The following is a 10,992-nucleotide window of genomic DNA, read 5'->3' on the forward strand; positions in this document are numbered from 1 at the left end:
CTCCCCACGCCCCCTTTCGGGAGCCTTTCGGTCATAGAGGGCATCCCATATATCTCCAACGTAATTATTTAATTTTGTGTCCACGAAACATAGTACAGGCCGAGACGCCTTCTTTTGCACAGGTCGAGTAAAGGTATAACTAACCTCAACACCCTCAAACATATATCCTTATTCTAGCCTAATATATTAATACAAGATCTTAAGGATGAAAAGTTTTAAACCACGCAGGGCTTTTAACCCTGACAAACATGAGCGGTAAGAATACCAGACTCATTCTCTGGTTTGAAGAGCTTACAAAAGAGGATGTGCCAATAGTTGGTGGCAAAAACGCCAACCTCGGCGAGATGATAAGAGCAGGCATCCCAGTCCCCCCCGGCTTTGCTGTAACAGCCTATGCCTATAAAAGGTTCATAGAGGAGAAAGGGATTAAGGACAAGATATACGAGATTATTCGTAAACACGTACCTCAAGGTGCAGCCAAGCCTGAAGACTACATGGAGGCATCCCAGGAGATTAGGAAGCTCATTGAGAGCACTCCAATGCCTAAAGACATCGAAGAAGAAATAAGGAAAGCCTACCGCGAGCTTAGCAAACGCGTCGGCAAGACAGAGGAATTCGTTGCCGTACGTAGCAGCGCCACCGCTGAAGACCTCCCTGACGCAAGCTTCGCTGGCCAGCAGGAAACATATCTTAACGTCAAAGGCGAAGACGATGTCGTCGAAAAAGTCAGGAAGTGCTGGTCGAGCCTTTTCACTCCCAGAGCAATATTTTACAGGGAATCTAAGGGATTCGAGCACGAGAGAGTCCTCATCAGCGTTGCGGTGCAAAAGATGGTCAACTCTAGGTCTGCAGGAGTAATGTTCACACTCCATCCAGTAACTGGAGACAGAAACAAGATCGTCATTGAGGGACACTGGGGACTCGGCGAGTCGGTTGTAAGCGGTAAAGTAACCCCCGACGAGTGGGTAGTAGACAAGAAGTCCATGCAGATAGTCGAGAGGAATATCGTAGAGAAGAGGGTGGAGCTTGTGCGAGACCCCAAGACAGGCAAAAACATTGAGCGCGAAATAGAACCCGAGAGGCGGAATGCTCCCTCTCTCACAGATGAGGAAGTGCTGAGACTAGCGGAGCTAGCAGTAAAGATAGAGCAGCACTACGGGAGGCCAATGGACATCGAGTGGGCGGTTGACAGAGACCTCAAGTTCCCCGAAAGCGTCTTCATTGTCCAGGCCAGACCCGAGACGGTATGGAGCACCAGACAGCAAACGGGTGCCGAGACAACCTCAGTTAAAAGCGTCACGGAAGCCAAACCAGTTGTTAAGGGTCTTGCAGCCAGCCCTGGAGTAGCTTTCGGCAAGGCCAAGATCTGTCTCACACTTGAAGACGCCAAAACCAAGATGCAGCCCGGCGACATCCTCGTCACAAAGATGACCGATCCCGACTGGGTCCCGTATATGAAGATTGCGGCGGCCATCGTTACTGATGAGGGTGGAATGACGGCGCATGCCGCCATTGTTAGCAGGGAGCTGGGTATTCCGGCGATAGTGGGCACGAGAGAGGCGACTAAGGTAATGGTTGACGGGAAAGAGTACACTGTTGACGCGAAGACCGGGGTGGTCTATGAGGGGCGTGTCGAGGAGCTCCTCGGGAAGAAGGAGGAGAAGGCGGCTGCCGCTGCTGCCGCTCCGATCGAGATCATCTACAAGCCTATCACGGGAACAAAGATATACATGAATCTCGGTGTTCCTGAGAAGATTAAGGAATATAAGAACCTACCCTTCGATGGCATCGGCCTGATGCGCGTCGAGTTCATAATGGCGAGCTATGTGGGCGAGCACCCGCTATACCTCCTTGAAAGCGGGAGAGGCGACGTCCTCGTTAACAAGATGGCTGAGGGCATAGCTCTGGTAGCCCGTGAAATCTATCCGCGACCAGTAGTCGTTAGATTCAGTGACTTCAAGACCAACGAGTACAGGCAGCTTAAGGGAGGAGAGAAATACGAGCCACAGGAAGACAACCCTATGCTCGGCTGGCGTGGTGTAAGCAGGTACATCAGTCCGCAATACGAGAAGGCCTTCAGGCTTGAGGTGCGCGCCATCAAGAAGGTTAGAGAGGAGATGGGCCTCGGCAACGTATGGGTGATGGCGCCCTTCGTGAGGACGCTCTGGGAGGCAGAGAGGTTTGTAAAGCTCTTGGCAGAGGAGGGGCTTGAGAGTAATAGGGACTTCAAGGTATGGGCTATGGCCGAAGTTCCAAGCATAATCTTCCTCGCCGAGGAGTTCTCAAGGTACTTTGACGGCTTCAGCATCGGCAGCAACGACCTCACCCAATTGACGCTGGGTACGGACAGGGACTCCGCCATCTTGCCCAAGATAGATCCTAGATACTTTGACGAGAGGGATCCCGCGGTGAGGACTGCAATAGCGATGCTTATCGAGAAGGCTCACAAGAGTCCATATGGGTACAGGACCGTGTCCATATGCGGTCAGGCCCCCAGCGTTTATCCGGAATTTAGCGAGTTCCTGGTTAGACATGGTATAGACAGTATAAGCGTTAACCCCGACGTCGTGATGCAGACGAGGGAGCTTGTGGCCCAGATAGAGCACAGGATACTATTGGAGAAGACACTGGGAATCGAGAGAGTCGAAGAGGATCTTGGCTGGCCTGTAAGACGCGAGAAGCCGAAGCTTCCAAGGTTTGCAAGAAGAGTGGACGAGCTAGAATAACTTCTTCTTCAACTCTTCAATTTTTTCACTGAATTTTTTCCTTACACAGTCTTTGTCTAGTTTCTCGTGTAGTGTTTCCTCTAAAACTCCTAGTATCTTTTCGATGGAGTTGATTACAATGTTGCTTGGGGGTTGGCCAAACATTGTTTCTTTGACCACGGGTCCTATAACCCAGGCCTCGCCATTGAATGTACCCGAGGCATATGCCAGCGCGACAATATGTGCGGGTGTGACATCATGCGCACCTGTTTCACGGCTAATGAGTAGGGATAACTCCTCTCGGGATAGTTTCCTGGGATCTATCCTAACTCTTACTACTTCTCCCTCAGGGCCATATGACGGGTCAAATACATCTAAGAATATCACCGATCGAGCCCCCTCTATGTATGAGGCAGATGTGAAGGCATCTGTCTCGGCGTTGATGCTGTTAGCTCCGCACTCCGCGAGCGACTCGGCAAGTAGAGGGCCTAGTGCGTCATCACCATAGAGTAAGTTGCCTACACCGACTATTAGGTATTTTTTCTCGGCTTTCATTGACAGTGTTCCCTGTGTATAGCCTCGATCACGGATGTGAGCTTGTCTGAGCAGTAGGATGGGTCCCCGCTACCCGGATCACACTCGACGACTTCTAGCTCGAGGCCAGGAGTGAATACGCGGAGGCCAGAGAGGAGGTCGTCAATGTCTAGGGATCCTTCTAGCGTAGCTCTGAGCGCGTCGGTTGCCTTTTCTTGAGGCTCAGGGGCCAGCTGAACAGTATAAGTGTAGAGGCCTGGCTGGCGTCCGCGCCTTTTGAGGGTTATTATCTTTGTCTTGGTTGGATTGTATTTATCTATGAGGTATTTTACCGTGAGGCTGTCTGTCGAGAAATCTTCAAACACTACGTGGCTGCACTCAGGAAGGGTTTGGGCATGCTCGAAGGCTTTGTAGACGACTTCCCCTTCTTCCCCGTAATAAGAGAGGAATCCTATCAGTATCTTTATCTGTGTTTTTTCAAGCTTCTCGAGGATCTCGGCATGGCCGCTCTCAACGAGGGTTCTCTTCATCTCGTCTATGTTTTCCTCGCGCGGCTTGAAGCTTGTGATGCGGTCGTATAGAGGTTTTGTTGCATCGGTGGCTTTGACATCGGGGATTAGCGACTTGGTTCCCTGCTCGAGTGCCTTGTAAGTCTTCATTAATGCTACTATAAATTTGACTAGCTCGTCTTGTTGACTCAAGGAGTTTAACCCCTGCTATAAATCTGATGAATCTTCTATGATAAAGCTTATGTCTTGATAATTATAAATATATTTATATTTTAATATGTAAGAAATAGTATTAAATAAAACGAATCTATTATAAAGAATTGATAAAAGTAGATTTGAAATTTTATTTTTTACTTAGTCTTTTCAAATTATCGCTAATTATACATGAAAGCTTTATTATAAACTAATATTGTTAAGTTAACGACAAGGTGGTAAAATGGTCTTATCAGGCTTGGGCTTGAACCGTCGCGATTTTCTCAAAATGGCAGGGACTACTGCTTTTCTAGCTTCGCTCAACTGGCGTGAGCTCGTAAAGCTTGCCGCGGCTCAGGCTCAAAGTGGGTCGATCAACATTGTATGGTTTGAGGCTCAAGACTGCGCAGGCAACACTACGGCTCTGATACAGGCAACTGAGCCTGACCTTATAGATGTTCTCGGCGGCTCTTTCCACCTCGTGGGACCCGGTAACGTGAAGCTGGTTTTCCACGAGACCGTGATGCCTCAGTGGGGTGAGAGTGCCCTTGACATCGCTAAGGCGGCGGCCGAAGGAAAGCTTGACCCGTTCGTCCTGGTGCTGGAAGGGAGCTTCCCACAGGATGAGAAGGCCGGAGGGCCTCCCGGAAGCGACTACTACTGTTTTATAGGGGAAGAGAACGGTAAGCCAATTAGCTGTGTAGAGTGGATGAGGAGGCTCCTACCCAGAGCTGTTGCCGTCGTGTCCATTGGCAATTGTGCCTCTTATGGCGGCCTTGTCGCGAACAAGGTTCTTGACAGGGTTCCAGGGCTACCCTCCTCAAGTTGGGGCGACAGCCCCACGGGAGCTGTGGGCTTCTTCGATGACCCCATCCGAGGGATCAAGGGACTTGTAAACCTTCTCCCAGAGGCGGAGCCATTCAGAAAATTCATATCAGGTCAGTGTAGCCTCGGTCCCGGAGAGATACGCCAGGATTGTAGGCCAGCGATGGCTGTGCCTGGATGCCCAGCTAACGGTGACGGGCAACTGAGGTCTCTTGCGGCTCTGGTGTTATGGGCCAAAGGGTTGCTACCCCTGCCGGAGCTGGACAGATACTGGAGGCCTAAATTTATCTACGGGCAAACTGTTCACGAGCAGTGTCCCAGGGCGGGTTCATACGCAGCAGGGGACTTCAGGGCATACCCGGGCGAGAACAGCTACAGATGTCTCTATGCGGTAGGCTGTAAGGGGCCTATCTCCAACTGCCCGTGGAACAAGCTGGGCTGGGTTAACGGCGTTGGAGGCCCTACGAGGACGGGTGGTGTCTGTATCGGGTGTACTATGCCCGGTTTTACTGACGCGTACGAGCCGTTCTACAAGCCTCTCCAGGCTCCACGTGTTCCCAGCGGCCTGGAAAGCGTAGCTGCGGTTGCCGCACTGCTCGCGGGTATCGGGCTAGCCTATGGTATATCTAAGGATATTGAAAGTAAGAAGGCAAGTTCATTAAAGGAGGTGAGGGGTGAGGCTTAATGAGTGTTAGGGAGGTTTTTATAGACCCTATTACGAGGATTGAAGGCCACCTTGCGCTGCGGGCTCTTGTGGATACGACTACAAGGAAGCCTAGTGAGGTATGGGTATACGCCACAATGTTCCGCGGTTTCGAAGTTTTTCTCAGGGGTAGACCGCCAGAGGACGCGATCCACATAACCTCGAGGATTTGTGGAGTGTGTGGAGCAAGCCACGCGAACGCGTCGATGCATGCCGTCGATATGGCTTACGGTGTTGTTCCAGAGCCTCTAGGCGTGGTGCTAAGAAACATGGCTTTCGCTATGACTGATCCCCTATACGACCACCCCTTGATCTTGAATATGCTCGGCGGGCCCGACTATAGCGAGCTCATAGTGAAGAAGCTGACACCCAAGGTATGGGCTGACGCTGAGAGGACTGATGCTCCTCACAGGGATATTCACGGGTTCTCAAAGATATCCGATATAATGCGTGCTTTAAACCCCATTGAGGGCAAGATATGGCAGCTGACCGTTAAATATCAGCGCATAGCTAGGGAGGGAGGTGTCTTAATATACGGCAGGCACAGCCACCCGAGCACTATAATTCCGGGCGGTATTTCTACTGATCTCACGAACGCAGAATACCTGCTTATAGGCTACACATATCGTTTGACAAAGTTAACAGCGTGGGCGAAATTCCTATACGCTATCTGGCAGGACATAACCTGGTTCTACGAAGAGTATGAGAACTACAAGGATCAAGGGCTAACCTATAGAAGACACAACATGGTTAGCGGTGGCGTCTTCGACGATCCGGAGGTTTATTCTTCTCTCGGCGAGACGCCTGAGGACATTTACAAGAACATCGACAAAGCCGCCTCAAAGCGTACCATTAAGCCGGGGGCATTCGTGAACGGCGAGCTAGTCACAAAGAGCTACAAGGAGATAAACCTGAGTATCATGGAACAAGTAGATAGATCCTTCTATGAAGACTGGGCAGGAAAGTTCCCATTATATACGGACAAGGATCCCGAAGGTAACCCGCTCCTATGGGGCAAGCAGGACCCAGCATACCATCCCTGGAACAAGATAACGATTCCTAAACCGGGCGCCAGGGACTGGAACGGAAAGTACAACTGGGCTGCAACAGTACGCTTTGTCTGGAAAGATGGTACAGTGGTTCCATTCGAGGTTGGGCCAATCGCAAGGTTAACGGTAACGGCCTACCAGCCAAACGATTTCGGCAGCGGGAACGGCGTATTGAAGGTTACCCTGCCTAGAAGCGGCGGCGCTGACGACCTACCGGCAAGTGTGGTGGAAGAGATGACCCTCGAGTGGAAGGCTCCACAATACTCCACTACGCTTCAAAGAGTCCTTGCACGAGCATTTAATGTGGTCGTGGACGTAGCTGATGCATGGCATAATGTCTTGAGAGCTGTAGAACTCGTCCGAAGCGGGAAGACAAAGACGTCTAGGCCATGGGTTGCCCCATCCCGAAGAACCTTTGGTGTAGGCTTTACGGAGGCGCCTAGGGGAACAGTCAGACACTGGGTTATACAGGAGGGAGGAAAGATCGTTAACTATCAGATACACGCGCCGACAACCGGCAACGTTTCACCCAAGGACAAGTGGGGCATGTCTCCCTTCGAGCAGAGCGTGGCTAACAGTGTCATCACAGAGGAAGTGCCTCCCGAGAAGTGGGAAGGTCTTGACTTTGTAAGGGCGATCAGGAGCTTTGACCCTTGCATAGCCTGTGCAGTCCATATACAGGTTGGGAACATAAAGACAATAAAGAAGATGATAGTGAGGTGAAAAAAGAATGGATCTCCTTGACATCGCGATATACCAAGCCCCCCCTATAGTCATAGCAATCTTCCTTTTGGGAGTAGGCTACCGGTTAGGGAAGTATGTCTTCCTATGGCGGGGTAGACCATCAGCTCCTAGGAGGGAAAGACCATTCCTTAGCCTGCTAGTGGGTCTAGTTTTCACTTTCCTGGATCCGCTAATTCAAGGACTGAAGCGCAGGAAAAGCGACTTTATCGGCGGGCTAGTCCTGTTACATATCCTAGGAGTCATCCCCCTAATATTCCTATTAGCACAGCACGTAGCAATGTTTTCATACTGGTTCCCGCCATACTCGCTTCTCAAGCCCCTAGCTATACCATCTTCGATCACCTCATCGGATCTCGTCGTCTTGTCACACGTAACACCCGCCTCGGACATGTCCTGGACATTCGTCAACACGCTCTGGGGGCCATTGGTAGTGCTTCTCAACGGGGATCTGTTGGCAATACTTGCGATCCTGGGAGTCTCGTACAAGATAGGTGACAAGATAGTAAGGGCTTTTCACAGGCTAGGAAACACCCGTATAGGTGACTGGTATGCTTTAATCCTACTACTAGCCATACTCGTGACGGGCTTCATGGCTACTCATCATCTGCCTTCAGGTGAGATAGGGACTTATCGTTTTGTCCTCGGGACTCATATACTCCTTGCAGAACTCCTGGTCGCGACACTACCCTTCACCAAGTTCTGGCACTTCGTCTTCGGTTACTGGTACGGTAAGCTTCACGAGTGGTACGACCTTAAATTTAATAGGGGAGCACTATGAGTGGCTGGGAAAACTTCAACCCCGAGGAGGCTAAAGTCGCGATGGGCTCTGCTCTAAAACACCTTGACCCAGTTATGCTACACTTTTTCGAGAACTGCGTGAACTGTGGGTTATGCGAGGTCAACTGTCCATACACCGCGGCCGGTGAAGAGTACGGTCCAGTAGAAAAGGCTGAACTACTTAGGAAGCTTTACAGAGCCCAGGTACAAATTCTCCCAAGGATATTTCCTTGGCTCTTTGGAGCAGGACCGCCTAAAACCAAGGAGGAGGTCGATAAGTGGGTCGAGAAGGCCTACAGGTGCACAAACTGTGGGCTATGCTACGTTACATGTCCCTTCGGAATCCACAGCGGAGAAATGATAAAGGTACTTAGAGGGTACTTGGCGAGGGTTGGAAGGGTTCCCACCCTGCTTAAAGCCATGATAGATGCTGAAGCCTCGAACACCCTTCTAGAGAACAAAGGCCTAAAAGAGATTTGGAGTAATATGCTCGACAAGTTAAGGGAGGAGGGTGTGGAGTTCAACAAGAAGAACGCCAAATACCTCTATGTAACATCACTGGCTGAGGCCATGATGACACCGGGCTCCGTTATAGGCGCAGTTAAGCTCTTCAAAAAACTTGGGATAGACTGGACGATGTCTGACCAGCCGCTCTCGATGAGGGCTCCTATAGGGTCTTTGGCCGGGGACGATGAGGCGACACGTGTAGTGGCGAGGCGCATCTATGACTACATTAAGGATATGAATCCAGAGTACATTGTCTTGAGTGACGGAGGGTATCCTTATACATTCTTCAGGTTCGACCTTCCTAGAATCATCGGAGAGAAGCCGAGTTTCAAGGTTGTTCACATTGTGGAGCTTGTTGAGGAGGCACTGCATGAAGGCAAGATAAAGTTTAAGACGACCAGCGAGAGCGTCACATGGCACAGTCCGTGCAAAATGGGCCGTTTCGGAGGGCTTATCGAGGAGCCCGTGAAGGTTTTAAGCCAGGTTTCCAGCGGCTTCGTGAAGCTTGGGAGTCACGGTATATTCAACAAGTGTTGCGGGGGAGGTAGTTCGATAGCATGCATCGTGCCACCGACACAAGAGATGATGGAAAAGATTCTAGGTATGAGCTTTCAATTGACAGCCTCTGAGAAGTCTTTCCTCGACAAGCTGTACAAGGACATGCTCGTGGCAGGTAAGGCGAAGGTCGACGAGATTAAGGAAACGGGAGCATCAACAGTTGTAACGGCATGCGTCGGCTGCATGCATACTATCGGGATGACGACAAAGGCATACGGAGTAAACGTAAAACTTAAGATGCTATCTGAGTTTCTCGCTGAAAATCTCGAGTAATTTTTTATTTTTTACCCTCCTTCATTGTTCATTTTCGAATTAATATTAAAAAATTTAACATTATATGTCCCTCAGCTGACAGCTGGAGCCATCAGCCGTTACAACTTTGCCATTAACCAGCCTGAAATAGGGCTCACGTTTAGAGTTTACCTCTTTTATCGCCTCCATTAGGGCATTTATTTTCTCGTCCCCGTTGAGGCTCGGAGTTCTAAGAATTGGAAGGATATTTACGGTGTTGTCGTTTCTATTGAGACAAGGCTTTAACTTTGCATCATGTGTTAGCCGTATCCGCGTACACTTCTGGCAAAAGAAGGGATTACAGAAGTTGGCCAATATCTCAACTCTGACACCGTTATTAAGGACATAGACAGGCCTGTTATGTAGTTCTCTCCTTTCAACTTTAACCGTCATACTCTCGATTAATGGAAGGATTTTTTCGACTGGAAAATAGATCTTGTCGAACTGTTCCTTTCCCCTACCAGTAGGTATAAGCTCTATTATGTTGACATTCGCCTCAAACCTAGACGCGAATTCGAGTAAGTCGCGTACCTCGTTGGCGTTCAGGGCTGTCAGTACAAAGTTAAGCTTTACAGGGACTCCGTGCTCCCTCAAAGCCTTTAACCCATCTATTACTCTGTCTCGTCCATCAACTCTGGTTATGACACGGTATTTTTCGACGCTCACCCCGTGGAAGCTCACATTTATCCTGTCTAAACCTGCCTCAGCCAGTTTTCCAGCATATTCGGATAGATAGAACCCGTTGGTTGTCATTGATACTTCCACGTCTTTTCCAAGTTGCTTAATGCGGGAGACAATCTCTGCGATATCCCGTCGAATAAGAGGTTCTCCACCTGTAAGTTTGAAAGACTTTATTGAATGCTTATAGGCAGCACTCGCTACAAGCTCTATATCGTCGGCTGTCAGCTCATCCGGGGTATTTTCTTCACCTTCTCGGTGACAGAATATACAGTTGTAGTTGCATTTACCTGTCACAGAGATTCTAAGGTTATTCAGGGGCCTGCCAAATCTATCGACAAGCAATCAAACACCATTACGAAACTATTCGGGAAAAGATTTAAGCGTTATGTTCAGCTAAAATAATGATAGAGGTATAACTAAAGTAGAGTCTTTTTTGATAATCTTGGTTTTATTATTAATACTTGTCTACTCGGTTTTTGAACCTAACGATTTGTTAGGTGGCTCCGCTACATCCCTTACGGATCTTCTCAAGAAAGATCTTCCAGTATTAATATAACTTTCTGTAGAAAATTTTAAAAGCCAAGACACGATCCCTTGAATCAAACATAACAATTGAAGCGGAATGCTTAAAAAATCACTTCTAAGAGAGACCACAATGACTCAGCAGGGATTTAAAAACAAACGTGCACTAGTCGGAACGACTGCACTTGTAGTTGTAGCCCTTTTCCTTGGAGTCATACTAGGATACTTTATAGCCCCTAGACAATCATCCTCAGCATCCACTCAGATAATAACGGTTCCTATAGGAGCACTTCTACCACTCACAGGAGACCTTTCATCCTTCGGTAAGAGAAACCAGCACGCCCTCGAGCTTGCGGTTCAGGACATTAATGCTTTCGCCGAGAGTGTTGGGTCTC

General features: G+C 49.3%; 8 protein-coding genes and 1 pseudogene. 6 read left to right on the forward strand and 3 right to left on the reverse strand.

From position 1 onward, the window contains the following. Positions 1–248: 248 nt before the first annotated feature. Positions 249–2,726: a phosphoenolpyruvate synthase gene (ppsA, locus tag ACP5KC_RS06715; RefSeq protein ID WP_052884514.1), complete on the forward strand. Its 2,478-nt coding sequence runs from the start codon at positions 249–251 to the stop codon at positions 2,724–2,726. Here ppsA and ACP5KC_RS06720 read toward each other — a convergent pair. Together ACP5KC_RS06720 and ACP5KC_RS06725 are read right to left on the reverse strand one after the other, a co-directional pair. Next, a complete protein-coding gene (locus tag ACP5KC_RS06720) occupies positions 2,718–3,260 on the reverse strand; it encodes a hydrogenase maturation protease (RefSeq protein WP_273433065.1) in 543 nt (180 codons plus the stop codon). The genes ppsA and ACP5KC_RS06720 overlap by 9 nt on opposite strands. Continuing rightward, the gene (locus ACP5KC_RS06725; RefSeq protein WP_273433066.1) at positions 3,257–3,940 is read right to left on the reverse strand and encodes a hypothetical protein; all 684 of its coding nucleotides are present in this window, start codon (positions 3,938–3,940) and stop codon (positions 3,257–3,259) included. The genes ACP5KC_RS06720 and ACP5KC_RS06725 overlap by 4 nt, the downstream gene beginning before the upstream one ends. 244 nt (positions 3,941–4,184) lie before the next feature. On the opposite strand from ACP5KC_RS06725, the gene ACP5KC_RS06730 reads away from it, so the two are divergent. The 4 genes from ACP5KC_RS06730 to ACP5KC_RS06745 are packed head-to-tail and all read left to right on the forward strand — an operon-like array spanning position 4,185 to position 9,376. Further along, entirely contained in the window at positions 4,185–5,450 is a 1,266-nt protein-coding gene (locus ACP5KC_RS06730) for a hyaluronate lyase (RefSeq protein WP_273433068.1), read from the forward strand. Next, entirely contained in the window at positions 5,450–7,240 is a 1,791-nt protein-coding gene (locus tag ACP5KC_RS06735; RefSeq protein WP_273433069.1) for a nickel-dependent hydrogenase large subunit, read from the forward strand. The genes ACP5KC_RS06730 and ACP5KC_RS06735 overlap by 1 nt, the downstream gene beginning before the upstream one ends. 7 nt (positions 7,241–7,247) lie before the next feature. Then, complete coding sequence (locus ACP5KC_RS06740) at positions 7,248–8,039, forward strand: hypothetical protein (RefSeq protein WP_052884510.1); 792 nt, start codon at positions 7,248–7,250, stop codon at positions 8,037–8,039. Further along, positions 8,036–9,376 carry a (Fe-S)-binding protein gene (locus ACP5KC_RS06745; RefSeq protein WP_428287041.1) on the forward strand — a complete coding sequence of 447 codons (1,341 nt, stop codon included), beginning with the start codon at positions 8,036–8,038 and terminating at the stop codon, positions 9,374–9,376. The genes ACP5KC_RS06740 and ACP5KC_RS06745 overlap by 4 nt, the downstream gene beginning before the upstream one ends. Before the next feature lie 60 nt (positions 9,377–9,436). On the opposite strand, the gene moaA is transcribed toward ACP5KC_RS06745, so the two are convergent. Then, positions 9,437–10,417 (reverse strand): GTP 3',8-cyclase MoaA, encoded by a 981-nt coding sequence (moaA, locus tag ACP5KC_RS06750; protein WP_273433073.1) that lies wholly within the window; start codon positions 10,415–10,417, stop codon positions 9,437–9,439. Positions 10,418–10,730: 313 nt separating this feature from the next. Here moaA and ACP5KC_RS06755 point away from each other — a divergent pair. Then, a pseudogene (locus ACP5KC_RS06755) lies at positions 10,731–10,992 on the forward strand (hypothetical protein); the annotation flags it as partial.

The organism is Infirmifilum sp., from assembly GCF_049970975.1.
GTDB classification, from domain to species: Archaea; Thermoproteota; Thermoprotei; order Thermofilales; family Thermofilaceae; genus Thermofilum; species Thermofilum uzonense.

Coding starts and splice junctions, on each gene's coding strand:
- ppsA (WP_052884514.1), top strand. CDS start 249: ATGAGCGGTAAGAATACCAGACTCATTCTCTGGTTTGAAGAGCTTACA.
- ACP5KC_RS06720 (WP_273433065.1), bottom strand. CDS start 3,260: ATGAAAGCCGAGAAAAAATACCTAATAGTCGGTGTAGGCAACTTACTC.
- ACP5KC_RS06730 (WP_273433068.1), top strand. CDS start 4,185: ATGGTCTTATCAGGCTTGGGCTTGAACCGTCGCGATTTTCTCAAAATG.
- ACP5KC_RS06735 (WP_273433069.1), top strand. CDS start 5,450: ATGAGTGTTAGGGAGGTTTTTATAGACCCTATTACGAGGATTGAAGGC.
- ACP5KC_RS06740 (WP_052884510.1), top strand. CDS start 7,248: ATGGATCTCCTTGACATCGCGATATACCAAGCCCCCCCTATAGTCATA.
- ACP5KC_RS06745 (WP_428287041.1), top strand. CDS start 8,036: ATGAGTGGCTGGGAAAACTTCAACCCCGAGGAGGCTAAAGTCGCGATG.